24 protein-coding genes and 1 pseudogene are annotated in these 26,346 nt (G+C 72.7%); 9 read left to right on the top strand and 16 right to left on the bottom strand.

Annotation, left to right across the window (positions count from 1 at the left end; all coding sequences use genetic code 11):
- Nucleotides 1-45: 45 nt before the first annotated feature.
- From OHT01_RS19550 to OHT01_RS19540, 3 genes are all read left to right on the top strand, one after another.
- Nucleotides 46-528, top strand: coding sequence for a molybdopterin-dependent oxidoreductase (locus OHT01_RS19550; protein ID WP_328554426.1), 483 nt, complete (start codon nt 46-48; stop codon nt 526-528).
- Between the two features lie 97 nt (nt 529-625).
- Nucleotides 626-1,561, top strand: coding sequence for a LysR family transcriptional regulator (locus tag OHT01_RS19545; protein ID WP_328554425.1), 936 nt, complete (start codon nt 626-628; stop codon nt 1,559-1,561).
- A 103-nt stretch (nt 1,562-1,664) separates the two neighbouring features.
- Entirely contained in the window at nt 1,665-2,828 is a 1,164-nt protein-coding gene (locus tag OHT01_RS19540) for an NAD-dependent formate dehydrogenase (protein WP_328554424.1), read from the top strand.
- Between the two features lie 87 nt (nt 2,829-2,915).
- On the opposite strand, the gene OHT01_RS19535 is transcribed toward OHT01_RS19540, so the two are convergent.
- From OHT01_RS19535 to OHT01_RS19520, 4 genes are all read right to left on the bottom strand, one after another.
- A complete protein-coding gene (locus OHT01_RS19535) occupies nt 2,916-3,311 on the bottom strand; it encodes a TOBE domain-containing protein (RefSeq protein ID WP_328554423.1) in 396 nt (131 codons plus the stop codon).
- A gap of 73 nt (nt 3,312-3,384) precedes the next feature.
- Nucleotides 3,385-4,710 carry a dipeptidase gene (locus OHT01_RS19530; RefSeq protein ID WP_328558177.1) on the bottom strand — a complete coding sequence of 442 codons (1,326 nt, stop codon included), beginning with the start codon at nt 4,708-4,710 and terminating at the stop codon, nt 3,385-3,387.
- Nucleotides 4,711-4,745: 35 nt separating this feature from the next.
- Nucleotides 4,746-5,183 carry a hypothetical protein gene (locus OHT01_RS19525; RefSeq protein ID WP_328554422.1) on the bottom strand — a complete coding sequence of 146 codons (438 nt, stop codon included), beginning with the start codon at nt 5,181-5,183 and terminating at the stop codon, nt 4,746-4,748.
- Nucleotides 5,180-6,649 (bottom strand): APC family permease, encoded by a 1,470-nt coding sequence (locus OHT01_RS19520; RefSeq protein WP_328554421.1) that lies wholly within the window; start codon nt 6,647-6,649, stop codon nt 5,180-5,182. Before OHT01_RS19520 ends, OHT01_RS19525 begins: the two co-directional genes overlap by 4 nt.
- Before the next feature lie 283 nt (nt 6,650-6,932).
- Here OHT01_RS19520 and OHT01_RS19515 point away from each other — a divergent pair, with 283 nt between their 5' ends.
- Nucleotides 6,933-8,171, top strand: coding sequence for a threonine/serine exporter family protein (locus OHT01_RS19515; protein ID WP_328554420.1), 1,239 nt, complete (start codon nt 6,933-6,935; stop codon nt 8,169-8,171).
- A 24-nt stretch (nt 8,172-8,195) separates the two neighbouring features.
- On the opposite strand, the gene OHT01_RS19510 is transcribed toward OHT01_RS19515, so the two are convergent.
- On the bottom strand, nt 8,196-9,656 hold the full coding sequence (locus tag OHT01_RS19510) for a hypothetical protein (RefSeq protein ID WP_328558176.1): 1,461 nt from the start codon (nt 9,654-9,656) through the stop codon (nt 8,196-8,198).
- 461 nt (nt 9,657-10,117) lie between these two features.
- On the opposite strand from OHT01_RS19510, the gene OHT01_RS19505 reads away from it, so the two are divergent.
- Nucleotides 10,118-11,416, top strand: a complete 1,299-nt coding sequence (locus OHT01_RS19505; protein ID WP_328554419.1) for a molybdopterin-dependent oxidoreductase — start codon at nt 10,118-10,120, stop codon at nt 11,414-11,416.
- 385 nt (nt 11,417-11,801) lie between these two features.
- Here OHT01_RS19505 and OHT01_RS19500 read toward each other — a convergent pair whose 3' ends face one another.
- The 3 genes and pseudogenes from OHT01_RS19500 to OHT01_RS19490 all read right to left on the bottom strand — a co-directional run bounded on the left by OHT01_RS19500 (nt 11,802) and on the right by OHT01_RS19490 (nt 14,466).
- On the bottom strand, nt 11,802-12,818 hold the full coding sequence (locus OHT01_RS19500; protein WP_328554418.1) for a class I SAM-dependent methyltransferase: 1,017 nt from the start codon (nt 12,816-12,818) through the stop codon (nt 11,802-11,804).
- 176 nt (nt 12,819-12,994) lie between these two features.
- Nucleotides 12,995-13,609 (bottom strand): annotated as a pseudogene (locus OHT01_RS19495) (TIGR04282 family arsenosugar biosynthesis glycosyltransferase); the annotation flags it as partial.
- The gene (locus tag OHT01_RS19490) at nt 13,606-14,466 is read right to left on the bottom strand and encodes a glycosyltransferase family 2 protein (protein WP_443043413.1); all 861 of its coding nucleotides are present in this window, start codon (nt 14,464-14,466) and stop codon (nt 13,606-13,608) included. The pseudogene OHT01_RS19495 and the gene OHT01_RS19490, both read right to left, overlap by 4 nt.
- Before the next feature lie 352 nt (nt 14,467-14,818).
- Here OHT01_RS19490 and OHT01_RS19485 point away from each other — a divergent pair, with 352 nt between their 5' ends.
- Both OHT01_RS19485 and OHT01_RS19480 read left to right on the top strand, forming a co-directional pair.
- A complete protein-coding gene (locus OHT01_RS19485; protein ID WP_328554416.1) occupies nt 14,819-15,550 on the top strand; it encodes a response regulator transcription factor in 732 nt (243 codons plus the stop codon).
- Between the two features lie 14 nt (nt 15,551-15,564).
- Nucleotides 15,565-16,659, top strand: a complete 1,095-nt coding sequence (locus OHT01_RS19480) for a sensor histidine kinase (RefSeq protein WP_405918475.1) — start codon at nt 15,565-15,567, stop codon at nt 16,657-16,659.
- Nucleotides 16,660-16,796: 137 nt separating this feature from the next.
- Here the strand turns inward: OHT01_RS19480 and OHT01_RS19475 are convergent, their stop codons facing one another.
- The 3 genes from OHT01_RS19475 to OHT01_RS19465 form a co-directional block, all read right to left on the bottom strand.
- Entirely contained in the window at nt 16,797-17,792 is a 996-nt protein-coding gene (locus OHT01_RS19475; protein ID WP_328554414.1) for an NAD-dependent epimerase/dehydratase family protein, read from the bottom strand.
- 148 nt (nt 17,793-17,940) lie between these two features.
- Nucleotides 17,941-18,285, bottom strand: coding sequence for a hypothetical protein (locus OHT01_RS19470; protein ID WP_328558175.1), 345 nt, complete (start codon nt 18,283-18,285; stop codon nt 17,941-17,943).
- A 423-nt stretch (nt 18,286-18,708) separates the two neighbouring features.
- Nucleotides 18,709-19,053, bottom strand: coding sequence for a MerR family transcriptional regulator (locus OHT01_RS19465; protein ID WP_328554413.1), 345 nt, complete (start codon nt 19,051-19,053; stop codon nt 18,709-18,711).
- 441 nt (nt 19,054-19,494) lie between these two features.
- On the opposite strand from OHT01_RS19465, the gene OHT01_RS19460 reads away from it, so the two are divergent.
- The gene (locus tag OHT01_RS19460; protein ID WP_328554412.1) at nt 19,495-19,869 is read left to right on the top strand and encodes a hypothetical protein; all 375 of its coding nucleotides are present in this window, start codon (nt 19,495-19,497) and stop codon (nt 19,867-19,869) included.
- 69 nt (nt 19,870-19,938) lie between these two features.
- On the opposite strand, the gene OHT01_RS19455 is transcribed toward OHT01_RS19460, so the two are convergent.
- From OHT01_RS19455 to OHT01_RS19440, 4 genes are all read right to left on the bottom strand, one after another.
- A complete protein-coding gene (locus OHT01_RS19455) occupies nt 19,939-20,253 on the bottom strand; it encodes an SCO5918 family protein (protein ID WP_328554411.1) in 315 nt (104 codons plus the stop codon).
- A gap of 89 nt (nt 20,254-20,342) precedes the next feature.
- Complete coding sequence (locus tag OHT01_RS19450; protein ID WP_328554410.1) at nt 20,343-20,651, bottom strand: CBS domain-containing protein; 309 nt, start codon at nt 20,649-20,651, stop codon at nt 20,343-20,345.
- Nucleotides 20,652-21,559: 908 nt separating this feature from the next.
- Complete coding sequence (locus OHT01_RS19445) at nt 21,560-23,065, bottom strand: DEAD/DEAH box helicase (protein ID WP_328554409.1); 1,506 nt, start codon at nt 23,063-23,065, stop codon at nt 21,560-21,562.
- 679 nt (nt 23,066-23,744) lie between these two features.
- Nucleotides 23,745-23,948: a cold-shock protein gene (locus OHT01_RS19440; protein WP_030224351.1), complete on the bottom strand. Its 204-nt coding sequence runs from the start codon at nt 23,946-23,948 to the stop codon at nt 23,745-23,747.
- Nucleotides 23,949-24,617: 669 nt separating this feature from the next.
- On the opposite strand from OHT01_RS19440, the gene OHT01_RS19435 reads away from it, so the two are divergent.
- Entirely contained in the window at nt 24,618-25,235 is a 618-nt protein-coding gene (locus OHT01_RS19435) for a hypothetical protein (protein WP_328554408.1), read from the top strand.
- Nucleotides 25,236-25,345: 110 nt separating this feature from the next.
- Here the strand turns inward: OHT01_RS19435 and OHT01_RS19430 are convergent, their stop codons facing one another.
- A complete protein-coding gene (locus tag OHT01_RS19430; protein WP_328554407.1) occupies nt 25,346-26,035 on the bottom strand; it encodes a DUF4142 domain-containing protein in 690 nt (229 codons plus the stop codon).
- Nucleotides 26,036-26,346 lie beyond the last annotated feature (311 nt).

The raw sequence follows: 26,346 nt of genomic DNA, 5'->3' as shown, positions 1-26,346 counted from the left end.
TACGGGACCGTCCGCTGGGTACGGTCCTGCGGGAGGTGCTGCCCAGTGAGCCAGTCCCTGACACAGCCGACGCCGCCGGCTCCCCCGCTCGCCGAGCTCGCGCTGACCGGCGACCTCGCCCGCCCGGTCCGGCTGACCGTGCCCGACCTGCTCATGTGGCCCCAGCACCGGGTCCGGGTCAGCTTCGAGTGCGCCACCAGCGGAGTGCGGCACCACGGTTTCGAGGGCCCGCGGCTGCACGACGTGCTGCGGGACGCCGGGCCAAGCTTCGATCCGGCCCGCCGCAAGGACCGGCTGCGCTTCCTCATCGCGGTGGCGGGCGCGGACGGTCATCACGCGCTGCTCACCTGGGCCGAGATCGACCCCGACTTCGCGGACGCCCCGGTGCTGCTCGCGGTCGCCATCGACGGCACCCCGCTGGACCGGGCGGGCCCGCAACTGGTCCTGCCGCAGGACCGCTGCGGGGCCCGGCACATCAGTGGCATCAACACCATCCGGGTGGACGGCCGGTACCCGGCGGGGTTGTGAGGGCCGGGTCGTGAGCCGGCCGGTGGCGTGAGCCGGCCGGGGTCGTGACAGGGCCGCCCCGTGTCTGCGACCCTGGCCCGCCTACGGGAGGTGGCGCGTGCTGCTGCGTCGGCTGGAGTACCTGGTCGCGCTCGCCCGGGAGCGGCACTTCGCACGGGCGGCGGCGGCCTGCTTCGTGTCGCAGCCGTCGCTGTCCGCCGCGATCCGCCGGCTCGAACACGAGCTGGACGTACCGATCGTGCGCCGCGGCCGACGGTACGAGGGGCTCACCCCGGAGGGCGAGGTCGTCCTGGCCTGGGCGCACCGCATCCTCGCCGAACGGGACGCCCTGCGCCAGGAGCTGTCGGCGCTGCGCGGTGGTCTGACCGGCACCCTGCGCCTCGGTATCGTGCCCACCGCGCTGCCCGCCGCGTCCCTGCTGACCACCCCGTTCTGCGAGCGCCACACACGGGCCCGGGTCAGCCTGGAGTCGCTGTCCTCGGCGCAGATCTCGCACGGGCTCGCCGAGTTCGAGCTCGACGCGGCGATGACGTATCTCGACGACGACGACCTGCGGCACGTCCGGCGCTTCCCGCTGTACGAGGAGCGGTACGTGCTGCTCACGCCGGTGGACGGACCGCTGGCCGGCGCGGCGAGGGCCCGCTGGGCGGAGGCGGCCGGTCTCCCGCTGTGTCTGCTGAGCCCGCGGATGCGCAACCGCCGGATCATCGACGAGTACTTCGCCGCGGACGGTGCGCGGGCGGCTCCGGCGATCGAGTCGGACACGGTCGCGGGGCTGTACGCGCAGTTGCCCGGCGGCCGTTGGTCGAGCGTGATCTCGCACGCCTGGCTGCACATGTTCGGGGTGCCGCGGGGGATGCGGGTGGTGCCGCTGGAAGGTCCCGCGCACGGGCCCCGGGTCGGCATCGTGGTCGCCCGGCACGAGCCCGAATCGGTGCTGGCGCAGGCGCTGTTGAGGGTGGCCCGGGAGGCGGGGGTGCGCGACGCGCTGGACTCGCTGCTGAAGGCGCACCTGGGGGAGGCGGGTTCATAGCCCGCGGCTATCAGCACATAGCAACGTTCGCTTTGACCAGCGCATTTGACTCCGAGGATGGTGAAAGCACCTTACGTACAACGGAGTTGAGGAGAGCCGCGACATGGCCAAGGTGCTCTGCGTGCTGTACGACGACCCGGCCGACGGATACCCGACGACGTACGCCCGGGACGACCTCCCGGTCATCGACCACTACCCCGGCGGTCAGACGGCTCCCACCCCGAAGGGCACGGACTTCGTCCCGGGGCGGCTGCTCGGCAGCGTGACCGGCGAACTCGGTCTGCGCCGCTTCCTGGAGGAGCGCGGTCACACCCTGGTCGTCACCTCCGACAAGGACGGCACCGGATCGGTCTTCGACCGGGAGCTGCCCGACGCGGACGTCGTCATCTCCCAGCCCTTCTGGCCCGCGTACCTCACCCCCGAGCGCATCGCCGCCGCCAAGAACCTGAAACTCGCGGTCACGGCCGGGATCGGCTCGGACCACGTGGACCTCGACGCGGCCATCGCGCACGGGGTGACGGTCGCCGAGGTGACGTACTGCAACAGCATCAGCGTGGCCGAACACGTGGTGATGACCACGCTCTCGCTCGTCCGCGACTACCTGCCCGCCCACCGGGTGGTGCTCGACGGCGGCTGGAACATCGCGGACTGCGTGGCCCGTTCGTACGACCTGGAGGGCATGCACGTCGGCACGGTCGCCGCCGGGCGGATCGGTCTCGCGGTGCTGCGGCGGCTCGCGCCCTTCGACGTGTCGCTCCACTACACGGACCGGCACCGGCTGCCGGAGGCCGTCGAACGGGAACTCGGGCTCACCTTCCACCCGACCGCGGCCGACATGGTCCCGCACTGCGACGTCGTGACCGTCAACGCGCCGCTGCACCCGGAGACCGAGGGCCTGTTCGGCGACGGGCTGCTCGCCACGATGAAGCGCGGGGCGTATCTCATCAACACCGCGCGGGCCCGGATCGTGGACCGCGACGCTGTCGAACGAGCGCTGGTCAGCGGGCAGTTGGCCGGTTACGGAGGCGATGTCTGGTATCCGCAGCCGGCGCCCGCCGACCATCCCTGGCGCACCGTGCCGCACCACGGGATGACCCCGCACATCTCGGGTTCCTCGCTCTCCGCGCAGGCACGCTACGCGGCGGGCACCCGGGAGATCCTGGAGTGCTGGCTGGACGGCACCCCGATCCGCGACGAGTACCTGATCGTCGACGGGGGCGCGCTGGCGGGGACGGGAGCCCACTCGTACTCGACGACGGTCTCCTGAATCCGGCGCCCCTCGTACGCGACGACGGTCTCGTGAATCCGGCGCCCCCACGCGTACGCGACGACGGGCCCGTGGACGGGCCGCCGCTCAGGCGCGGTCGATGTGCACGTTGGTCGACTTGACCCGGGCGGTGGCCTCCACGCCGACCTCCAGGCCCAGTTCCTCGACGGCCTCCCGGGTCAGCAGGGAGACCAGCCGGTGCGGTCCCGCCTGGATCTCCACCTGGGCCGCGACATCGCCGAGCTTGACGGCGGTCACGATGCCGGGAAAGGCGTTGCGGACGGACGTGTAGGAGGTGAGTCCCTCCTCGCCACCGGCTCCGGCCAGCTCCACCGAGAACGCGGCGAGGTCGCGTCCCTCGATGAGCCGCCGTCCGCTCTCGTCCCGGTGCGTGGTCACCCGCCCGGCGTCCGCCCAGCGCCGGGCGGTGTCGGGGCTCACCCCGAGGAGCCGGGCGGCCTGGCCGATCGTGTAGGACTGCATACGCGCGACGATAGGCAGGCGGTCCGCGCGCCCGCAAGCCGGGTCCGGGCGCGGCGCGGGCCGGTGGGCACGGTCAGCGGCCGCGGCCCCCCACGGCCGCGTAGGCGCGCAGGAAGAGTGCCTCGACCTGGGCCATGTGCTCGATCTCGGTCGGGTCGACGCTCTCGTTGGGCGCGTGGATGAGGCAGCGGGGTTCCTCCACGCCCATGAGGATGATCTCGGCGCGCGGGTAGGTCTCGGCGAGGACGTTGCACAGCGGGATGGAGCCGCCCTGGCCGAGGAAGGCCATGGGCCTGCCGTAGACCTCGTTCATGGCGCGCCCGAGCGCGGTGTAGGCGGGCCCGTCGGTGGCCGCCCGGAAGGGGGCTCCCGTGCTCTCGTCCTCGACGGTGACCCGCGCCCCCCAGGGCGCGGCCTCGGTGAGGTGCCGGGTGAGGGCCGCGCGGGCGGTGAGCGGGTTCGTGCCCGGCGGGATCCGCAGACTCACCCGGGCCCGTGCGGTGGGTGGTACGGCGGCGGCGGAGCCGACCACCGGAGGGCAGTCGATGCCGAGGACGGTGACGGCGGGGCGCGCCCACAGCCGGTCGGCGACCGTGCCGGTTCCGGTGAGGCGGACCCCGTCCAGTACTCCGGCGTCCGCGCGGAACTGCTTCTCGTCGTAGCCGGCGCCCTCCCAACCGCCCTCGCAGTCGAGGTCGTCGACGCGGGTGGCGCCGGTGGCCGGGTCGCGCAGGGTGGCGAGCAACTGGATCAGCGCGGCGAGCGCGTCCGGGGCGGGGCCGCCGAACATGCCCGAATGCACCTCTCCGGCCAGCGTGTCGACGGTGACGACGACATTGGCGAGGCCGCGCAGGGTGACGGTGGCGGTGCCCGTGCCGACCTCCGCGTTGCCGGTGTCGCACACCAGCAGCGCGTCGGCGAGGAACTGCTCCGGGTGCTGGGCCACGTAACTCTCCAGACCGCCGGTGCCCTGTTCCTCCGAACCCTCGGCGACGAACTTCAGGCCGACCGGGATGTCGTCGCCGAGCGCCCGCAGCGCGGTCAGGTGCATCACGATGTTGCCCTTGCAGTCCGCGGTGCCGCGCCCGTACCAGCGGCCGTCGCGTTCCGTGAGGGTGAAGGGCGGAGTGGTCCAGGCGTCGTCGTCCAGCGGCGGCTGCACGTCGTAGTGGCAGTACAGCAGGACGGTGGGCGCGCCCGGCGGCGGCGGGCGGTGGCCGATGACCGCGTGGCTCCCGTCGGGCGTCTCGGCGAGGTGGACGTCCCGCAGCCCCGCCTCGGTGAAGGCGTCGGCCACCCATCGTGCGGCCCGGTGGCACTCCTCGGGCGGGTACTGGCGCGGGTCGGCGACGGACGGGATCGCGACCAGCTCGGCCAGGTCCGCCCTGGCGCGGCCCATCAACCCGGCTACCTTCTCGGCGAGTTCGGACACCGTCACTGCCTCACTGTGTCGTCGGTCTTCAGGGTGTCGAGCCTGTCCTGGAACGTGTCCAGCTTGTCCGGGCAGTAGATCTTCAGAATCGCGGCCTCGGCCTTGAGCGCGCTGCCGTCGCCGATGACGGGCCGCTGGCCGACGAACGCGGCGCCGTTCGACACGTTGATCTTCCAGAGCGCCGACTTGAGGGCGCTGGAGGGGTCGTCGCAGACCAGGCCGCCGTCGGTGCCCAGGACGCTCGCGATCAGCTCGGTGTCGGGGCGCCGGTAGCCGGCCGCCACGGCGGCGTCGGCGAGTTCGTTGGCCTTCGTCGCGGCCTTGCTGTTCGTCGTGATGGCCGCGTAGCGCACGAGCCCGATCACGACGAACGTGAGCAGCAGGACGATCGCGCCGATGTAGATCCACTTGTGCTCGGATGCGAACCGGGTGGGACTCATGCCCCCGCCTCCTCCTCGCGAGCGGCCTGCGTCTGCCAACTGGGCTTGCGGAACTTCAGGAAGGCCCACGGGATCAGCAGGCCGAGGATGCCCAGACCGGAGCCGATGATGACGACGTACACCAGGACGCTGCCGCCGCCGAACTGCGAGGGCGGCACGAAACCGATGATCATGGCCGCGGCCGAGGACAGCAGGCCGACGACGCACAGCACGTTGAGCGCGGGGACGCGGTAGCCGCGCGGGTGGTCGGGCTGGTTCTTCCGCAGCCGCATCGCCGCGACGAACATCAGCAGGTAGACGATGAGATACACCTGCGTGGTGATCGTCGAGAAGATCCAGTACACGTTGGAGACGTTCGGGATGAAGGCGTACCCCAGCGCGATCACCGTGGTCACGACGCCCTGGGTCACCAGGATGTTCTGCTGGACCCCGAACCGGTTCAACTGCTGGAGGAACGGCGGCAGATAGCCCTCGCTGCGGGAGATCTGCAGCAGGCCCTTGGACGGTCCGGCGAGCCAGGTCAGCATGCCGGCCAGCGACGCGGAGATCAGCATCACCGCCGCGATCGGAGTCATCCAGCCGATGTCGAAGTACGAGAAGAACGCGTCGAACGCCTGCATGACACCGGCGGTGAGGCTGGTCTGGTCGGAGGGGACCACCCAACTGATGGCCAGCGCGGGCAGGATGAAGATCAGCAGTACCAGGCCCATCGCCAGGAACATCGACTTCGGGTATTCCTTCGCCGGGTTCTTCAGCGACGACACGTGGACGGCGTTCATCTCCATGCCGGAGTACGAGAGGAAGTTGTTGACGATCAGGACGAGGCTGGCCAGGCCCGTCCACTGGGGCAGCAGATGGCTCGCCGTCATGGGCGCCGCCGAGGGGTTGCCCTGGGCCAGGAAGACCATGCCGAGCACGACGAGGATCGTGCCGGGGATCAGGGTGCCGATGACCAGGCCCCAACTGGACAGCCCCGCGAGGGCCTTGGTGCCGCGTGACGAGACCCAGACGCCGGTCCAGTACAGGACCATGATGACGATCGCGGTGTAGAGGCCGCTCGATGCGAGGGCCGGGTCGATGACGTACGCGAGGGTGCTCGCCACGAAGGCCAGCAGGCTCGGGTAGTAGAAGATCGTCATCGCGAACTGGCACCACACGGCGAGGAAGCCGAGCGGCTTGGACAGCCCTTCGCTCACCCAGCGGTAGACACCGCCGTTCCAGCCGGAGGCGAGTTCGGCGGAGACCAGCGCGGTCGGCAGCAGGAACACGATCGCCGGGACGAGGTAGAGGAACACGCAGGCCAGCCCGTACACCGCCATGGTGGGAGCGGCCCGCAGACTCGCCACGGACGCCGTCGTCATCAGCGCCAGCGTCAACCAGGTGAGCCTGGGCGCATCCGGCATGGTGGCGTGCGCGGCCCGCGCCGTCTGCCGTGGCGTGTCCGCGGGCATGTCCATCGAGCTCATCGGACCCCTCCCTGTTCGTGGGTCGAAAGCGATGAGGCCAGCCTCCGGGCGGGTGAGTGGGGGCGCGCGGCGGGTGACCCGTCCGGGTGAGCCCGTAGGCCGCCCCGGTCCTGTCAGGACCCCGTCACCGTCCGGGTGCGCGGCGGATGGCGTCGGCTTCCGGCGGCTCCTCACCCGTTCGGACCGCTTCGCTCGCCCGGGGAGGCGGGCGCTCGGCACGCTGGTGGGGGACCCCCGCGCCCATTCCGGCGGTGCCGGGCCACGCGTCGAGGGGAGGCGGCCGGTGAAACCGGACACGGTCGCCGCCCCGGACGAAGTCGCCGCCTTCCTGGCCAGGTTGACCGGGCTGCTGCTGCGGTCCAGCGGCGAGGGCGCCGTCCTGATCGAACGCACCGTCCGGCAGACCGCCCGCGCGCTGGGCGCCGACGCCTCCGTCCTGCTCGTACCGGACGGCGCCGCGCTGACCGTCAGCAGCCGCGGCGACACCCGGACGGTGACCCTGCGCGGTTTGCCCGAGGTCTTCCGGCTCGATCGGGTCGTCGCGCTGAAACCGCTCGTCGAGGACGTGCGGGCGGGGCGGACCGGCGTCGCCGAGGCGGACCGGCGGCTGGCCGCGATCGAGGCGTCCCGGCCGCCCTACCCGTGGTGGCTCAAGCTGCTCGGCATCGTGCTCTTCACGCTGGGCTTCGCCCCGTTGATGCAGTCCACGTGGTACGAGGTGGGCGCCACCGCCGTCCTCGGAGCCGTCGCCGCCGTGCTGGCCGTCACGGCGGACCGGGTCCCGCGGTTCGCCACGGTGCTCCCGCTGGTCGTCTCGACGACCGTCTCCGTGATCACCGTCGAGGTCTTCGCCCGCGACCTCTCGCACGGCGGCCCCGTGCTGCTGATGCTGCCCGCGCTCTTCTACTTCGTCCCCGGCGACTATCTGAGCGCCGCCGCGGCCGAACTCGCCGCCGGCTACATCACCACCGGCGCCATCCGGCTCGTCTACGCGGCCTTCCTCCTCGTCCAGCTCTATCTCGGGGTCCTGCTGGGCCTGTTCCTCACCGGCACCTCCACCCGCGCCCTCTTCGACATCGCCGCCGCGTCCGATCTCCCGCGCTGGGCCCTCTTCCTGAGCTGGATCGTCTTCACCACCGGCACGCTGCTGGCCTTCGCCATCCCGTTCCGGCTGCTGCCGCCCCTGCTCGTGCTCGTGTACGTCACCGTGGGCGTGCAGTCCCTCGCCACCAAGGCGATCGGCGAGACCGGCGGAACGTTCGTCGCGGCCGCCGTCCTGGCCGCCGCCGCGACCCGGCTGACCTTGCGGCCGAAGCAGCCGCCCCGGCTCGTCCTGCTCCTGCCCGGCTTCTTCACCCTCACCGTCGGCTCCCTCGGCATGCGCGGGCTGACCACCCTGGCCGGCGGCCATGTCATCGAGGGCTTCCGCGACCTGCTGAAACTCATCACGATCGTCACCGCCATCGCCGTGGGCCTGGTCTTCGGAGCGACACTCGCCCAGCCGGCGAACACCGAACGCTGAGGCGTCCCATCTCTTCGAGCGGGGTCACCAGCCCGTCAGCACGAGGTGGTTGACGAGCAGGGCCAAGGCGGCCTGGGCGATGAGCCAGGCTCGGGGCCGGGGGAGGAACGCCCCCGCCGGGAGCATCCACATCACGAACGGCAGCCAGATGCGTTCGGTCTCCGCCTTGCTCATACCGGAGAGATCGGCGACGAGAAGGGCGAGCAGCGCCGCCACGACGAGGACGGCGAGACGCGGGGCGGGTCCGGCGGTGCCTGCGGCCTCTGGTCCGCCGGTGGCCGCGGCCTCCTCGTGGACCGGGGTGCCCGGCCCGGGTGCGGGAGACGGGCCCTCCGGGGCGCGAGTCGTACGGAGCCGTACCGGTGCCGCCCCGATCCGCAGGACCGCCGCCCCCGCTCTGCGCAGCCCCGCCACCGTCGCCGGTCCTGCGATCAGCACCGTGCAGGCGGGGTTCGCCCAGACCCAGTAGCCGTACGGCCGGACACCGCCCGCCCCTTGGTAGTAGCGGGTGACCAACAGGTGATATGCCTCGAACCAGTTGAAGCCGAGCAGGGTGAACACCACGGGTACGACGGTGAGTCCGGCCAGGGTGTACGGGAGCGGGCGCAGCCTGGAACGCCGCCCGAGCAGCAGGACGGCGCCCGCGATCACGGAGATCAGGGTCAGCCCGTACGAGAGGTACGCGGTGAGGCCCAGGAGGAGACCGGCGGCGAGGCCCGTCGTCCGTGGCCGGTGTCCGGTGACCGCGAGGGCGAGCAGGGCGAGGGCCCAGGCGGCGACGGCGGCGAAGTAGCCGTCCGCCGAGGTCCCCATCCACACGGCGGCCGGGGCGAGCGCGAGGAAGGGCGCGGCGCGCCGGGCGAGAGCCTCCCCGGCCAGGACGCGGACGGTGACGAGCACCGCCACGCCGGCCGTCGCGCCGACGGTGACGCACCAGACGCCCGCCCAGGCCCCGCCGCCCAGACCGATCCGGTCGAGCAGGACGAAGGTGAGGGTGGCGGCCGGCGGATGTCCGGCGATGTGCGCGGGCCAGTGGTCCGGGGACTGCAAGAGGATGTGGTGGGTGAAGTCCCGCAGGGTGGCCGGGATGTCGTGGAAGCGGTCGACCGGGGAGATGACCCGGAGGTACTCGTACCGCGTGGTGAGGCGCCGGGCCACGCCCCGCTGCCAGCCGTCGATCAGCGCGAGGGAGAACGTCCACGCCGTCGCCGTGGCCCACACCGCGGAGAGCAGCGGGCGCCAGGGCAGCCGGGCGGCCAGTGACGGTCCGTACGCCACGCCCGCGACGGCCACGGCGATCGAGGCCGCGGTGCCCGGCCCGACATGCGGCCCCCAATGCCCGTACAGGGGTGCGGCGCTGACGAACAGCGTGCCGTCGCTGTGCTCGATGGCATAGCCGACGACCACCGCCGTCAGGACGAGCAGCGCGGCGGCCAGCGCGGCGGCCAGGTCGCGGAAGGCGGCCCGGGGCCGGTCGCTCAGCAGCGCGCGGGAGAGGCCGGGGGACCGGGCCTGGGAGCGGGCCCGGGACAGGATCGGTGCCAGGCCCCGGGAACGTGCCCGGGGAACCGACCGGGGAGAAGCCGTGGGAAGCGCGGCCGGAGGGGAAGAGGCCGGAGGGGAAGAGGCCGGAGGGGAAGAGGCCGGAGGGGAAGAGGCCGGAGGGGAAGAGGCCGGAGGGGAAGAGGCCGGAGGGGAAGAGGCCGGAGAGGAAGAGGCCGGAGGGGAGGCGGTCGGGGGAGGAGCGACTGGAGGCGGAGCGGCCGGGGGTGCGACCCGGGCCGGGTCTTCGGGGCGGTCGCGAGGCAGATCGCGGGGGAGATCGCGGTTCACCCTCGCACGCTAGGCCGGGAGACTCCGCCGATCGCGGCCACTGAGGTGTACGTCAGAGTTTCGTCATGGTTTGAGAACCCGTTCGGGGGGTGCTCCCGGCCTACGGTCGGGGCATGCCACGGTCTCCCTCGTCACCCGCGTTCTGGCGCAGCCCGCTGCGCGGTCCCTGGTTCACCTCCGTGCTCGGCGTGGTGCTGCTCGTCGGGATCACGGTGCTGTTCGTGACCGGGCTCCTGTCGTACGCGGCCTACAACCCGAATCTGTCGGCGGTGAACGACAAGACCCCCGACAAGGGGATCCTCGGGTTCTACCTCTTCTCCTGGCCGACCGGCCCGGTGTGGCTGTACCGCCTCACCCAGGGCGTCCACGTGACGCTCGGCGTCGCACTGATCCCCGTCCTGCTGGCGAAGCTGTGGTCGGTCGTACCGAAACTGTTCGCGCTGCCGCCGGCCCGCTCGCTCGCGCACGCCCTGGAACGGCTCTCGCTGCTCCTTCTGGTCGGCGGCGCGCTCTTCGAGTTCACCACCGGCGTGCTGAACATCCAGCTCGACTACGTCTTCCCCGGCTCCTTCTACACGCTGCACTTCTACGGAGCCTGGGTGTTCATCGCGGCGTTCGTGACGCACGCGGTCCTGCGGGTGCCGACCGCTCTCCGCAACCTGCGGCAGATCCGCCGCCCGAGTGCGAGTGCGAGTGCGAGCCCGCGGCCCGGGGCGAGTTCGTCGGCGGGTGCGGGCGAACCGGCGCGGCCCGAGGACGAGTTGGTGTCCCCCGACCCGCTGCCGCCCACCGTCTCGCGGCGCGGGGCCCTCGGATTCGTCGGAGGCGGGTCCCTGCTCCTGGCCGCCACCACGGCGGGCCACAGCTTCGACGGGCCGCTGCGACAGACGGCGCTGCTGGCCCCGCACGGCGGCGCCGAACCGGGTTCCGGACCCAACGGCTTCCAGATCAACAAGACGGCCGCGTCACGCGGCATCACCGCCACGGAGACGAGCGAGGAGGCCTGGCGCCTGGTCGTCACGGGCAACGGCCGGACGGTCCGGCTGAGCCGCGCCGAACTCCAGGGACTCCCGCTGCACAGCTCCGCGTTGCCCATCGCCTGTGTCGAGGGCTGGTCGACGTCCGACCAGTGGTGGCGGGGTGTGCGGCTGCGGGACCTGGCGGGACTCGTCGGGTACGAGGGGGACGCGGCCCCGGACGTGATCGTGGAGTCGTTGCAGCGGCACGGGGCGTTCCGGGTGGCCGCCCTGCGCGACAACCAGGTGCGCGATCCCCTCTCCCTGCTGGCCCTGTTCGTCAACGGCGAGGACCTGACCCCCGACCACGGCTACCCGGCGCGGGTCATCGTTCCGGCCGCGCCGGGCGTGCTGAACACCAAATGGGTGGCCCGGATGACGTTCGGAGACCTGTGATGCGACGCCTCGACCCACGACGCCTCGACCCTCGCCGCCGATCTGGGGCGACGCACCCGGCGCCCCGCCCGCGCCCCGCCCGGGACCTGATCGGCAGCCCCTTCCAACTCCTGCTGATGGCCTGCTCGTTCGCGCTCGCCGCCTACGCGGGGGTGCGGTTGCTCGCGGACGACTGGTCCCGGGTGGCCTTGTGGTTCGTGGGCGCCGCGGTGCTGCACGACCTGGTGCTGGTGCCGCTGTACGCGGGAGCGGACCGGGCCGTCTCGGAGACGCTGGGCGCGACCGGCCACCGGGACCGGACGATGTACGTCCGCGTTCCGGCGGCCCTCTCCGGTCTGCTGCTGCTGGTGTGGTTCCCGCTGATCAGCGGGCAGATCGCCGACCACTACCGGTCGGCGACCACCCTGCCGGCCGACGATTTCCTGGCCCACTGGCTGCTGATCACGGCGGCGCTGTTCGCCGGGTCGGCGCTGCTGCTCGTCCTGCGGTCCCTCCGGGCGTCCCGCCGTGGCCCGCTGCGCAGGGCCACGAAGGAGCGTCCGCCCGCCGACCACTGAGCGTCCGCGCGCCAGCCGGCGCGCGCCGCGTGCCGGAGCAGGGCCGGGGTGCCCACCCTGGCCCAGGGGAAGGCGGCCCGGTCTCCCGACGGGCCCCGGGCACCTGCCCCGGGCTCGCCACCGCCCCGGGCCGCGGTCCCGGCGGCACCCTCGTGCCCGGTGCCGTCGTCCGTGCCGTGCCCCTTCCCGTCCCCGTCCTCGTAGTCCTCGTCGTCGGTGTGCGCGGCGCGGACGATGCGGACGTCGACGCGTTCGTCGACGTCCGCGCCCGCCACGGTCTCGGCGATCAGCAGGCCGCCCGGGGCGAGCAGTTCGGCCGTGCGGCGGAGGAGGGCGGCGGGGTCGCCGCCGATGCCGATGTTGCCGTCGACGAGGAGGGCGGTGCCCCAGCGGCCCTCGCCGGGCAGCGGCTCGAAGACCGACCGGTGCAGTGCCTGCCCGCCGAACCGCACCGTGCGGGCGACGGCGGCCTCGCTGACGTCGATGCCGAGCGCGGGGCGTCCGCGTGCGGCGAGTTCCGCGACCAGCCGGCCCGGCCCGCATCCCACGTCGAGCACGGCACCTTCGCAGTACGCGAGCACCTGGAGGTCCACCGCGTCGGCGCGGGCGCACCAGCGTTCCACCTCCAGGGGGAGCAGCCAGCCGTCCGTCCGCCGCAGGAACAGCGGCCCCCGCCCGGCGCCCAGCGCGTCGGCGTAGGGATCGGCGGCCCAGGACCGCGAACCCCGCCCGACCGGCGCCCCTCTTCCGTCGCCGTTCCCGGTGTCGTTCCCGGTGTCGGCGGCCGGCACGGAGATCCGTGCCGCGCCGACATCCCGCGCGGTCGTCCCACGGGCGCCGCTCATCGCACCGCACCCCGCCGCCCGGCGACCGGGCCGATCTCGTGGCCGGTGGCGGTGGCGGCTGTGCCGGTCCCGGTCCCGGTCCCGGGTGCGAGTCCGGCGGCCTGCACGGCCTTGAGCCCCGCGACGAATCCCGAGGCCTCGCCGGTGGACGGTCGGGGAACCTGTCCGGCGCCCGGTGCGGCCGCCGCCCCGAGCCGGCCCAGCTCCGCCGCGAAGACGCCTGTGGGCGCGTCCGCGGCGACCGCCGTCGCGTCCGCGGCCGTGTCGACGTCCCGCAGACGGGGCAGATCCCGTACCCGGAGCCCGGCCCCGACGAGCCGTTCCCGCTGCGCGGCACCCGTCGTGTGCGTCGACATCGGTACGCCCCGCAGGAGCTCCGGGTCGGGTTCGGCCAGGCCCAGCGCCCAGAAGCCGCCGTCCTCGGCGGGCCCGAAGTACGCGTCGCAGTCCGCGAAGTCCACCGTGAGGAGGTCCGGGGTCACCTGGGGGGTGTCCATGCCGATGAGCAGCGCGGGCCCGTCACAGCCCGCGAACGCCGCGGCCAGCCGCTCGTCCAGAGTGCCCGCGCACTGTCGTACGACGTCGAAGCCGGCCGGCAGCCAGGGGCCGGGCGCCCCGTCGAGTACCAGGACCCGGCGCCGCGCGGGCGTCGCGGCCACCGTACGCAGGGTGTCCACCAGGGCCGCCTCGGCGAGCGCCGCGGCCTCCTGGGGGGTGAACGGCGGGGTGAGCCGGGTCTTCACCCGTCCAGGGCGCGGTTCCTTGGCGATGACGAGCAGGGTGACGCTCACTGGACGGTTCCTCCTCGGGACGGTGCGAGGGTCGACGCCGCGGACGGAGCCGGGGACGGCGCCGGGGCGGGGACCTGAACTCCGGTCCGGACTCCGGTTCGGGCCGGGGCCTGGACCGGGGTGCCGTCCGGGGCCTGGACGGGGGCGGGGACGGGGGCCGCCACCGGCGCGGGCGGTTCGGCCAGGACGCGGCGCATGTCCCGTACCGCCTGCCAGGTACCGCGCCAGGTGCCGGTGACCTTGGAGACGCCGGTGCGCGCCAGATACGGCACGTCGTGCTCGGCGACGCGCCACCCGGCGTCGGCGGCACGGACGACCATCTGGAGCGGATAGCCGCTGCGCCGGTCGGTGAGCCCGAGGCCGAGCAGCGCCTCGCGGCGGGCCGCGCGCAGCGGACCGAGGTCGTGCAGGCGCAGCCCGGTGCGGCGCCGGAGCATCCGGGCCAGCGCGATGTTGCCCGCACGGGCGTGCGCCGGCCAGGCGCCGCGCTCCCGCGGACGGCGTCGGCCGAGCACCAGGTCGGACTCACCGGCCCGGACCTCGGCGACGAACGGCAGGAGCAGCGCCGGGTCGAGGGAGCCGTCGCAGTCGCAGAAGCAGACGATGTCCGCGGTGGCGGCGGTCAGCCCGGCGTGGCAGGCGGCGCCGAATCCGCGGCGCTCCTCGCGCACGACGGTCGCGCCGAGCGCGCGGGCCAGTTCCGCGGAGCCGTCCGTGGAACCGTTGTCCACGACGAGCGCGCGCCAGCCGGGCGGGATCCGGGAGAGCACCCAGGGCAGGGCGCCGGCCTCGTTCAGACAGGGAAGGACCAGGTCGACGTCCGGGTCAGGTACGGGGAAGGTCGTCACGGGCTTCACCTTACGAACACGAAAGGGATATACCGGACTTCATGTCCTTACGAAACTCGGACGTCGGTACCGACGAGCCGTGCCGGACCGGCCCGGGTGGGACGCTGGATCCATGCATCGACCGCACGAATCCCCAGGTGCCGGACCTGCCCCGAGCGCCGCCGGGGGCCCGGGACCGGCCGCGGGCCCGCAACCGGGGACTGCTCCGGGCAGTCGCCCGGGGCCCGCGACCGGTCCTCGCCCGGAGTTCGCGCCGGACGCTCACCCGGGGCACGGGCCGGGCTCCCGTCCGGGTCCCGTCGCGAGTCCTGCCGGAGGGGCGGCCGCGCCCCCTGGCGCCGCGAGCACCCGGGTCCTCGTCGTGGACGACGACCCGACCGTGGCCGAGGTCGTCTCCGGGTACCTCGACCGCGCCGGGTACCTCGTGGACCGCGCCGCGGACGGTCCCGCCGCGCTCACCCGCGCCGCCGAGCACCGGCCCGACCTGGTGGTGCTCGATCTGATGCTGCCGGGCATGGACGGCCTGGAGGTGTGCCGCCGACTGCGCGCCCAGGGGCCCGTGCCGGTCATCATGCTCACCGCGCGCGGCGACGAGGACGACCGGATCCTCGGCCTGGAGGTCGGGGCCGACGACTACGTCACCAAGCCGTTCAGCCCGCGGGAGCTGGTCCTGCGGGTCGAGTCCGTGCTGCGCAGGAGCCGGCCGGTGGCCGCCGCGCGCCCGCTCTGCGCGGCCGGTCTCGGTATCGACCCGTCGGCCCGCCGTGCCACCAAGAACGGCGCCGAACTCGCCCTCACCCTGCGCGAGTTCGACCTCCTCGCCTTCTTCCTGCGGCACCCCGGACGGGCGTACGCCCGCGAGGACCTGATGCGCGAGGTGTGGGGCTGGGACTTCGGCGACCTGTCGACGGTCACCGTCCACGTACGCCGGCTGCGCGGCAAGGTCGAGGACGACCCCGCGCGACCCCGTCTGATCCAGACCGTGTGGGGCGTGGGCTACCGCTTCGACGACACGGCGGCGGCGGCCCTGCCCACCGCCGGACCGTCCCACCCCGTGCCCGGGAGAACGCCCGAGGAAGAGGCCCGCTCGTGAACGACATACTCGTCATGGCCCTGTTCGCCTTCCTGGGTGCGGCCGCGGCCGGCCTGCTCGGCGCGGGCGCGCTCCGGCTGCTCCGCCGCCGCTCGCTCACCGCCTCCGTCGCGGTCGTCGCCGCCGTGGCCGTCTGCGCGATGCTCGCCGGAACGCTGGCGGTGGCGTGGGCGATGTTCCTGTCCCCGCACGACCTGAGCGTGGTCACGACGGTCATCACCATGGCGGCCGTCGTCTCGCTGGCCACCGCGCTCCTGCTGGGCCGCTGGGTGGTGGCCCGCAGCAGGGCGCTGACGCTGGCCGCCCGTTCCTTCGGCGACGGCGGCGACTTCGCGGCCCCCGAGGGTCCGGCTACCGCCGAACTCGCCGCGCTCAGCCGTGAGTTGGCGGCCACCAGTCGCAAGCTGGCCGAGTCCCGCGACCGCGAGCGTGCCCTGGAGACCTCGCGCCGCGAACTCGTGGCCTGGATCTCGCACGACCTGCGTACCCCGCTCGCCGGACTGCGCGCGATGTCCGAGGCACTGGAGGACGGCGTGGCGGCGGACCCGAACCGCTATCTGCGCCAGATCCGTACGGAGGTCGAACGCCTCAACGACATGGTCGGCGACCTCTTCGAACTCTCCCGGATCCACGCGGGCGCCCTGGCCCTGTCCCCCTCCCGCGTCTCCGTGTACGACCTCGTGGGTGACGCGCTCGCGGGAGCGGATCCGCTGGCCCGCGAACACGGCGTACGTCTGGTCGGGAACCGCATCGAGCAGGTGCCGGTCGAGGTGGACGGCAAGGAGATGAGCCGCGTGCTCGGCAACCTCCTCGTCAACGCCATCCGCCGTACGCCCGCCGACGGCACGGTCGCGGTCGCCGCCGAACGCTCGGACACGGGCGTCGTCCTGTCCGTCACCGACGGCTGCGGAGGTATCCCGGAGGAGGACCTGCCGCGCGTCTTCGACACCGGCTGGCGCGGCACCCACGCCCGTACGCCACCCGCGGGAGCGGGCCTCGGCCTGGCCATCGTCCGGGGCATCGTCGAGGCCCACCGGGGCATGGCCGCCGTCCACAACGTTCCCGGCGGCTGCCGCTTCGAGGTCACCCTCCCGATGGCGGGGGTGTGAGCGGACACCCGTGCAGCACCCGGACGCCCGGACGCCCGGACGCACTGACGCCCGGCCACCCGGACGTCAGGGTGGCCGGGCGTCCGGCCGTGGGCCGGGTGGCCGGCCCGCGAGCCGGGTGTCCGGCCGCTGAGGGCCTACTCCCCGCGCAGCGGTGCCGTCGCGAACTCCCGCATTCCCTCGGTGAAGGCGATCTCCGCCTTCCACCCCAGCTCGGCCCGCAGCCGCGCCGAGTCCGCGGTGATGTGCCGTACGTCCCCCAGCCGGTACTCCCCGGTCACGACCGGCTCGGGGCCGCCGTACGCGTCCGCCAGCGCGCGCGCCATCTCGCCGACCGTACGGGGCTCGCCGCTGCCGGTGTTGTAGACGGTGAGGGCGCCGTCCGGCGAACTCGCCTCCAGCGCGGCCACGTTGGCAGCCGCCACATCGCCCACGTGGACGAAGTCCCGTCGCTGGCCGCCGTCCTCGAAGACGCGCGGGGCCTCACCGCGGGCGAGCGCGGACCGGAAGAAGGAGGCGACGCCCGCGTACGGGGTGTCGCGGGGCATCCCGGGACCGTAGACGTTGTGATAGCGCAGCGACACCGCGGTGCCGTCCGTCGACCGGGCCCACGCCGCCGCGAGATGCTCCTGGGCCAGTTTGGTCGTCGCGTACACATTGCGTGGGTCGGCCGGCGCGTCCTCGCCCACCAGGCCCGGCGTCAACTCCTCACCGCAGCGCGGGCAGCGCGGCTCGTAGTGCCCCGCGTCCAGATCGGCGACGGTCCGCGGCCCCGGCCGCACCACCCCGTGCCACTCGCACGTGTACCGCCCCTCCCCGTAGACGACCATCGACCCCGCGAGCACGAGCCGTCGTACGCCCGCGTCGGCCATCCCGGCGAGCAGCACGGCCGTACCGAGGTCGTTGCGCGACACGTATTCGACCGCGTCGCCGAACCCGGTCCCGAGGCCCACCATCGCGGCCTGATGGCACACCGCGTCCACGCCGTTCAGCGCGCCCGCGACGGCGTCGGCGTCCCGCACGTCCTGCCCGTCCCGCAGGTCGAACACGACCGCGTCGTGCCCCCGCGCGCGCAGCGCCGAGACGACCTGACCTCCGATGAACCCGGCTCCGCCGGTAACCAGTACACGCATGACCCGAACGCTAGGACCGCCACCCGGTCCGGCGGCATCACCACGCCCACCACGTCACGGCTCCGTAAGACCTGGGGTGACGGCGGGACACGGGTTGACGGCGTGCCCGGAACCGGCGGGTTTCCGGCCGGAGGCGGCCGGCGCGGGCTCACATGCGCAGCACCCGCTGGGTGATCTCGCGGTACTGCCGCAGCGCGTGGCGCAGTTCGTCGGCCTGGGTCTCGGGGTCCTGGCCGTGCCAGCCGTCGTGGAGGGCGCGCCGCCGTTCCGTGAGGGCGCTCATGAGCTGGGCCGCGGCATCGTCGAACGCGGTCTCGGCCTCTTCGAGCGCCTCACGCGGGTTGTGCGCGAAGGTGTTGAGTGCGTGGTGGAGGCGCTGGGTGATCCCGGCCCGCTCGTCCGACCCGAGCAGCGGCTCCGGGCCCGGCGTACGACGCCCGGTGGAGCCGGGCTGCCTGTCCGGGGGCTGCTGGGCGCGTGTCTGGTCGTACATCATCGTGGGCCACTTCCTGTACCTCGTACCGGCGGGGCGCGTAGGGAGATCGGATGGCGACGATCATGTCGCGACGATCGTGTCGTGCCGATCGGGTGTGACGTCGTGTCGTGACATCGGGTGCTGGCGGTCATGTCGCGACGATCGGGTGCTGACGATCGGGTGGTGACGATGCGGGCGCTGTGACCGCGGCGGTGTGGCGACGATCGGGTCGGGCGTTCCGGAGGGGCGATCACCGCGGTGATCGCGGCCGCCACGGTCGTCCGAGAGGTACGGGCCGCACATCGGGCTGTCAGTCAACGCCGGGCGACCCCCTGTGTCAACGCGATCCCGTTCCCGGGCGCGGACGCACTCCACCCGTGCGGGTCGATCGGGGGTGTCGATTCCGTGCCGTCGGGACGGCCTGCCCGTCCGTCGGCGTGTTCAGCGGGCTCTGGATCCCTCCGGCGCCGTCTGCGCGGCGCGCCGGTACTCGGCGTTGATCCGCTGGGCCTCTTCGAGCTGGTCCTCAAGGATGACGATGCGGCAGGCGGCATCGATGGGCGTTCCCCGGTCGACGAGTTCCCGTGCGCGGGCGGCGATCCGTAGCTGGTAGCGGGAGTAGCGGCGGTGGCCGCCCTCCGAGCGGAGGGGCGTGATCAGCCGGGCCTCCCCGATGGCTCGGAGGAAGCCCGGCGTGGTGCCGAGCATCTCGGCGGCCCTGCCCATCGTGTACGCGGGGTAGTCGTCGTCGTCGAGACGACCACTGAGTGGAGTGTCCGCTGTCATTTCACCTCGTTTTGGCGCGCGTCGAGGGGCCCCGCCGCCGTACGGCACCAGGGCCCCGAAGGAACTTGAACACCATCTGCCGGCTCTACTGCGGAGCCGACCGTCTGTTTCCGCTACCGGGCCCCGGAGAGGGGCGGGTGAGCGGGGATCGTGTGTGCGTGACCGGGAACCACCGTCCATTCCGGGTTCTAGCGGTGCTCGGACCGGGATGCTTCCGGGCCGGGCGATCCTGATGGCGTCTGCTTCCTCCGTCCTTCGTCCGTATCGGGCAGGTACCGGACCGGTTGAGAGATCCTCCGGCCCGACTGTGCCTGCACAAGAAACCCTAATCACGCCGACACGCGATGTCTACCGTGACAAAGACAGATTTGGAGCCGCTCGGATCCAAGATATTCTGCGCCACGCAGCGACCGGCGGGGCTGCTGAATAGAATGGGCTTCCATGTCGAACCCTGACGAGCTCCTCGTTGACATCTCCGCCATGGTGGAGTCCGGGCACAGCACGCAGATGTCGTTGACCGTGGTCGTCGGCGGTGCCGTCATCACGGGCCGGCTGGCTCCCGAGGCCGTGTGGCGGGAGCGGGTGTCGGAGGTCCTGAAGGACTCGGACCGCCTCGGTCCGTTCTCCGACGTCTTCTCCCCCGACCGGACGGCGGGCCGGGGCGACCGCGCCGGGAAGCCGACCCATCTGCACTTCCATCTCGCCCGCATCCTTCAGGGCAGCGTCGGGATTCCCGAGACCGGCGGCATGTACCGCGTCGCGATCGAGGACGTCGGCGCCTGGACCGTGGGCGACTTCAGCTACTCCGATCAGTGAGACGCGATGAGGGCCCCGCCGACGGTGTCGGCGGGGCCCTCATGGTTGTCCTGGTGTCGGCGGAGGTCCTCAGAGCTCGAGCGGTTCGGGGCTGCCGAGCAGCGCCGAGGCGGCCTGGAGCGGGCTCAGGACGGGCGGGGGCGTGGCCACCTCCGGGGTGCGGCAGGTGAAGCCGAGGCGGGCCATGGCCCGGGTCACTTCCCCGCCCGTGAAATCGCGGCGGTCCTGGCGGGTGATGACCTCGCCCACCTGCTTGACGGGATAGTGGACGCGGCCGATGATCACGGACTCACCCGTGATCGGCTCGGGCTTGATCCCCTTCATCGAGTCCAGCACACCACTCTTGGTGAGGTCGAACGGGAAGCGGGCGATGACACAGCGCATGATGCCTCACAGATAGCGGGAGAAGCGGGGAAGAGCGACAAGCGGGGAAGCGGGGTAACCGGCCGAGCGGGGCCCGGGGCGGCGGACGCTCAGTGGGAGAGGGCCAGGGCGGGGGCGCCCTGGGTGCGACGGGGGCCGAGGACGTCACGCAGGCGCACCCGGTCCGTGTACGCGGAGCCGTGGCGGACGGCGGTGAGCTGGGCCTCGGTGACCGAGCCCGTGCACTGGTCGTCCTCGTCGCAGACGAGGAGATGCCCGACACGGGCACCGGCCATGACGGACAGCGCCACCTCGACGGTCATGTCGCCCCGCACACGCGGCCCCGAGACGTCGCCCGGATCGACGACGACGGCCGGGACGGGTCCCGCAAACTGCGGCTGCGTCTGAACGAGCGCCAAAAGGTGCCTCCTGCGGGGTGAGTGCGGGGGAGAGTGCAGCGAACGGTGCCAGACACCAGGCGCGACGCGCCAGCGCCCGGTGACCGCCACTGCGGCGGGCGCCCGGCAACTGGCGCCCGGAACCCGGCTACTGGGACAGACGCCCGGCAACTGGTACGCGGTTACCGGATACGGCGACCGGCACATGGTTACCGGTTACGGCGACCGGCGCATGGTTACCGGTTACGGCAGCCGGCGCTCGGTCACTGGAGCGGCGACCGGCAACCGGCGCCCGGTTACGGCAACCGGCCGACCAGCGCCCGACTACGGCAACCGGCCAACCGGATCCCGGTTACTGCAACCGGCCAACCGGCGCCCGGTTACCGCAACCGGCCAACCGGCGCCCGGTTACGGCAACCGGCCGACCGGCGCCCGGTTACGGGATACGGCAACCGGTGACCGGCAGTCAGCGAGGGGCAACCGGTGACCGACGCCGGCCGCCCGGCGACTGGATACCGCGCCCGACGTCCGGCTACCGGCCGCCGTGACGCGCAGCCGGACCGCCGGGTGTCGTGCCTGGCAACTGGTGCCCGGCGCTGTTGCTTCTGCCGGGTACCGCCTCGCGTGACCGGCGACCGTGTGCCGGGCTGTGCCTGGCAACGGGCGGCTGGTCGACCGGAGGGCGGGTACCTGGTGCCCGGCGACCGACCAACGGCACCCGGTACCGCGACCGGCAGACGGTCACGCGACCGGGCGCCCGGCGACGGTGAACGGGGCGCCGGTGACCGGCGTGTCGCGGTCCCGAGCCGTCAGCCGTCAGGCGGGCGTGTCGGGCGTGTCGGGCGGCGACCGTCGGCTGTCCGGCGGCGGCCGTGCGCTGTCCCGGCGGGGGACGGCGCACGCCCGGTGTCAGCCGGTGGCCGTCGGGGTTACTGCTGGGGCGTGCGGTGCGAGCCGCTGCCGGTGGTGGGGCGGCCCTGGCCGGAGCGGCCGCGGCGACCCCGCGACGAGGCGGAGGCGCTGCGACGCGGACGCTCCGTCACCGGCGCCCGGATCACGACCGGCACGCCCGAGGGAGCCTGGGCACCCGTGATACGGGTCAACTCCGCTTCGCCCGAACGCACTTGACTGGTCTGCGGGGTGATCCCGGCGGCGACCATCAGCCGGCTCATCTCGCGGCGCTGGTTGGGCATCACCAGGGTCACGACGCTGCCGGACTCGCCGGCACGGGCCGTACGGCCGCCGCGGTGCAGGTAGTCCTTGTGGTCCGTCGGCGGGTCGACGTTGACGACGAGGTCGAGGTTGTCGACGTGGATGCCACGCGCCGCGACGTTGGTCGCCACCAGGACGGTCACGTGCCCGGTCTTGAACTGGGCCAGGGTCCGGGTGCGCTGCGGCTGGGACTTGCCGCCGTGCAGGGCGGCGGCGCGGACGCCGCTGCTCAGCAGGTGCTCGGTCAGCCGGTCCACCGCGTGCTTGGTGTCCAGGAACATGATCACCCGGCCGTCGCGCGCGGCGATCTCGGTGGTCGTCCGGTGCTTGTCCGAGGCCTGCACATGCAGGACGTGGTGCTCCATCGTGGTGACCGCGCCCGCGGACGGGTCGACGGAGTGGACGACCGGGTCGGAGAGGTAGCGGCGGACCAGCAGGTCGACGTTTCGGTCCAGGGTGGCGGAGAACAGCATCCGCTGGCCTTCCGGACGTACCTGGTCCAGCAGCGCCGTGACCTGCGGCATGAAGCCCATGTCGGCCATCTGGTCGGCCTCGTCGAGGACGGTGATGGCGACCTGGTTCAGTCGGCAGTCGCCCCGCTCGATGAGGTCCTTGAGCCTGCCGGGCGTCGCGACGACGACCTCCGCGCCGCCGCGCAGGGCACTGGCCTGGCGGCCGATCGACATACCGCCGACGACGGTGGCCATCCGCAGACGCAGGGAACGGGCGTACGGGGTGAGCGCGTCGGTGACCTGCTGGGCGAGCTCTCGGGTGGGCACGAGGACCAGGGCCAGCGGCTGCCGGGGCTCGGCGCGCTGACCGGCGGTGCGGGCCAGCAGCGCGAGGCCGAAGGCCAGGGTCTTGCCCGAGCCGGTGCGGCCGCGGCCGAGTACGTCACGGCCCGCGAGGGAGTTCGGCAGGGTCGCACCCTGGATCGGGAACGGGACGCTGACGCCCTCGTGGCCGAGCGCCGCCAGCAACTGCTCCGGCAGAGCCAGGTCGGCGAACGCCTCCACGGCCGGCAGGGCGGGCGTGATCGTCACGGGTACCGCGAACTCCCCCTGGGGAGAGGCCTGGTGGCGTCCGTAGCCGCCCTTGGAACGACTCGGAGCGCCGGAACGGCCCGAGGACGGGGCTCCGAATCGGCTGCCGCCACTCCTCTTGGAGCCGGCGCCCTCACTGCGAGTACGGGTGTAGCGATCGTTGGTACGCGTGCGGTTCATGCGGAACCTTCCTTGACCGGGCACGTATCAAGGAATTCCCGCAGCCGGTGAGCAGCGCAGAGAATCGCGAGAACGAGCCGAACGAAATTCAGCACCGAATCGGATCGGTGAGAACTCTCACGGGATGTCTGCCGAACGAGCGGCGGGATCCCGGAAATAAGAGAAAGTTAAGACGGTGGAGCGGAATGGAAAAGAATGGAGAAGGGTGAAGAAAAGTGAAGGGAAACGAAGGGTGCGAGCGGGAGGTGTCGGACGGCGTGCGGCGGAACGCGGAACACAGGAGCGAACCGTACGCGGACCTTACGCGGCCCCTACATTGCCCCGGAGTGAGCCAGGAGCGGGAACGGGCACCGTCGGACGATCGGCGGATCGGATCAGGAGGGACCAGAAGCGGACCGGGCGCGGGATCGGCGACGGAGGTTCAGGAAAGGAGTCCGGAAGTCCGGGCGCCGGCGCCGCTCCGAGGGGTTCGCTTCCCGCAGTCGCGGGTGGCGCTTCCCGTGCCGAGGGCCGTGGGCGCTGAAGGGCAGGCCGTGGACCCTGATCCGATCGTGAACTCCCGGAAGCGCGGTCGCGGGGCGAAATCACCGCGGACCACCGGGACGTCTGCGCCGGAAACGCGGCGAGCTGGGGCCCGCACCCCAAGGTGCGGGCCCCAGCTACGCCGTGCGTGTGAAGGTCAGGCGGGAACGATGTTCTCCGCCGTCGGGCCCTTCTGGCCCTGAGCGATGTCGAAGGACACCTTCTGGCCTTCCTGGAGCTCACGGAAGCCCTGGGCGGCGATGTTCGAGTAGTGGGCGAAGACGTCGGCGCCGCCGCCGTCCTGCTCGATGAAGCCGAAGCCCTTTTCCGCGTTGAACCACTTCACGGTGCCAGTAGCCATGTCAATTCTCCTTTGGGACGGTGCTCGGAGTCCGCACTGTGCCGACTCCGTGTCGCCGTGATGATTACCCCGCCGGAAAATGACCGGAGACACAAAAGAACTCCACCCTGCAAGAAGAGGGTGGATGCTCACAAGTTTTTGGGAACCACAACTGCAACTGCTATCGACAGTAGCACGGCACGATCGATTGTGCGCGGCGGATAACGTCGCCCCGCCTGTCGATCAAGGAACTCTCATCGCGTCCGGCTTCGATTTCTTACGTCGCCGCCACAGATATTGGTTCGCCCGGGTCGCAGCGTTTCTGCCCGGGGATCATGCGGCGGAGTTCGGAAAATGTGACGACAATCGAGCCCATGCCGTAGCGGCCCGCGCGTGAGCGCGCCGCGCTCGGCGCGACCGCGACCGTCACCGTCGGGGCGCCACGCGGCGGCACGCGGCGCCGGTCGCCATCGTCACCGCCGGTCACCGCCGGGACGAACCGTATGCGGAATCGAGACCATCCCGCATCCCTTCCCCCGCAACTCCCGGGCGGTCCCGCGCTGTCCTGTGGGACAGAACCCGCGGCCGGGGGAGCGCTCCCGCCGTATGCCGTGGTCACGCAGGCCGTGACCGTGACTTCGCGGCCCGGAGACGTCGGCCGCGAGAAGTCGTCGAGAACAAGGAGGGACCATGCCCGGTCTCATACGTACGTCGGTAACGGTGACGGCGACGGTGACAGCGCTGGCGGGCGCAGTCCTGCTGCTGACGGGATGCCAGGACTCGGCGGGCGCCGGTTCCGCCACGGGCACCCGCGCCTCCTCTCCGGACGCCTCCGCGCCGGACGCGTCGAGCCCGGCCGGCGCGCCCACGCCCACGCCGTCGCACGGCTCCGCGACCGCCTCAGCGACCGCGGGTCGAGCTACGGACGGGGTCTCGCCCGCGGCCGTTCCGGGCTGCCGCAACCTGACCGCCGGGGACGCGGTGAAGACCGCCGTGACGAGGGCCTACCGCGACAAGGTCACGCACTTCGCGCACATCCGGCCGGTGCCGCACGTGTTCTTCTACGGTCAGTGCGGCAACGTCCGTTACGCCGCCACCCGGTTCGGGCTCACCGCGGGTGCCACGCACGCGGAACTCGTGGGCATGCAGGACGAGGGCAGCGCCGTGAAGTACTTCCGCAGCTCGGGCGGTGGCTGGGTCTACATCGCGACCGACGGTTTCCCCGCCGGGCCGCACGGCTGCGCTGACGTCCCGGCGATTCCCCACGCCCTGGCCGCCGCCTGGGGCGACTGCTCGATCGCGCACTGAGCCGCCCGTCCCGCCCGCGCCGGAGCACTCCGGGGTCGCGGCGGTCCGCTTCGGCGTGACAGCCGTCGCCGGGGCCGTCGCGAAAGGCCGGGGCCGCCCGGCCTCCGTTCTCACGGCGACGGTGCCGACACGCCTGTCGGGATCGGCTCCGGTGGGGCCGTCGCCTCGTGCGCGATGGCGTCGAAGTCGACGTATCCGGTCTTCTCCAGCGCCGAGATGTGGTCGAGTTCGGTCCGGTTGGTGGCCGTGGCCAGCGCCCGTATCAGTGTGTTGCGGGTGCTGCTGCGCACCTGCGCGAGCGCCTGGAAGATCTGGCCGTGCTCGTCACGCAGCAGGTTCGCGAATTCATGCCGGTAGCCCTCGCCCTGGGAAGCCGACAGTTCCGCGAGCCGGCTCTGCTCCTCCGCGGTCGGCTGGGTCGGCAGGGCGATGGCGAGGTCGGCTGCGACGGTGCGCACACGTTTGTCGAGGTCGGTATGACCGGCCACCAGCTCGGTGCCCGCCTCCTTGATCTCCTTGGTGGGAGCTCGCTCGATCGCCTGGCGGCCCGCGGGTATCTCCCACAGCCCCTCAAGCCGGACCCGCACCACGAGGTCGCGATCGGCGGCGCTCAGCGGTCCCCACGGTGTGTCCACCACGGGGCCCGGGTCGGCCACGACGGCCTTCACGGCGTCGAAACGGTGGGGGTACGAATAGAACACCGGGTACGCGAGTGAGCCGATCGTGCCGGCGATCGCCAGCACCATGAAGATCGTTCCGAAGGTGCGCCGCAACTGAGCCTCCTGGGATCGACTGGTCACCGGCCGGTCCGGGGGGACCGCACGTCGCCGGTGCGGTCCGTGCGGACCGGAGCCGTTCTTGGCGCGTGCCGAGTGCTCCGGCCCCATTCCCGTACGGGGGAGCGGGAGTTGAGGAGGGGCGGGGCACTCGGCCGCCGCGCCAGAGGATCACTTGGCGGGTCGGTGCCGATAGGGCCGAACGGCCCCGGTTGCGAGGCCGCCCGGCCACCGGAGCCGTCACACGACGCCGGGCCGGCACTCGGACAGCGCCACCGGCGCCCAGCCGGCGTCCATGGGCTGCCCACAGGGGGTGCACAGAGGCGCTGCTCGCA

It is taken from the genome of Streptomyces sp. NBC_00358 (assembly GCF_036099295.1).
GTDB lineage: Bacteria > Actinomycetota > Actinomycetes > Streptomycetales > Streptomycetaceae > Streptomyces.
The sequence above is the reverse complement of the archived record's forward strand: the minus strand, read 5'-3'. Positions and strand labels throughout refer to the sequence as shown.

Coding starts and splice junctions, on each gene's coding strand:
- OHT01_RS19540 (WP_328554424.1), top strand. CDS start 1,665: ATGGCCAAGGTGCTCTGCGTGCTGTACGACGACCCGGCCGACGGATAC.
- OHT01_RS19535 (WP_328554423.1), bottom strand. CDS start 3,311: ATGCAGTCCTACACGATCGGCCAGGCCGCCCGGCTCCTCGGGGTGAGC.
- OHT01_RS19530 (WP_328558177.1), bottom strand. CDS start 4,710: ATGGGCCGCGCCAGGGCGGACCTGGCCGAGCTGGTCGCGATCCCGTCC.
- OHT01_RS19525 (WP_328554422.1), bottom strand. CDS start 5,183: ATGAGTCCCACCCGGTTCGCATCCGAGCACAAGTGGATCTACATCGGC.
- OHT01_RS19520 (WP_328554421.1), bottom strand. CDS start 6,649: ATGAGCTCGATGGACATGCCCGCGGACACGCCACGGCAGACGGCGCGG.
- OHT01_RS19505 (WP_328554419.1), top strand. CDS start 10,118: ATGCCACGGTCTCCCTCGTCACCCGCGTTCTGGCGCAGCCCGCTGCGC.
- OHT01_RS19500 (WP_328554418.1), bottom strand. CDS start 12,818: ATGAGCGGCGCCCGTGGGACGACCGCGCGGGATGTCGGCGCGGCACGG.
- OHT01_RS19480 (WP_405918475.1), top strand. CDS start 15,565: ATGGCCCTGTTCGCCTTCCTGGGTGCGGCCGCGGCCGGCCTGCTCGGC.
- OHT01_RS19475 (WP_328554414.1), bottom strand. CDS start 17,792: ATGCGTGTACTGGTTACCGGCGGAGCCGGGTTCATCGGAGGTCAGGTC.
- OHT01_RS19470 (WP_328558175.1), bottom strand. CDS start 18,285: ATGTACGACCAGACACGCGCCCAGCAGCCCCCGGACAGGCAGCCCGGC.
- OHT01_RS19465 (WP_328554413.1), bottom strand. CDS start 19,053: ATGACAGCGGACACTCCACTCAGTGGTCGTCTCGACGACGACGACTAC.
- OHT01_RS19460 (WP_328554412.1), top strand. CDS start 19,495: ATGTCGAACCCTGACGAGCTCCTCGTTGACATCTCCGCCATGGTGGAG.
- OHT01_RS19455 (WP_328554411.1), bottom strand. CDS start 20,253: ATGCGCTGTGTCATCGCCCGCTTCCCGTTCGACCTCACCAAGAGTGGT.
- OHT01_RS19445 (WP_328554409.1), bottom strand. CDS start 23,065: ATGAACCGCACGCGTACCAACGATCGCTACACCCGTACTCGCAGTGAG.
- OHT01_RS19440 (WP_030224351.1), bottom strand. CDS start 23,948: ATGGCTACTGGCACCGTGAAGTGGTTCAACGCGGAAAAGGGCTTCGGC.
- OHT01_RS19435 (WP_328554408.1), top strand. CDS start 24,618: ATGCCCGGTCTCATACGTACGTCGGTAACGGTGACGGCGACGGTGACA.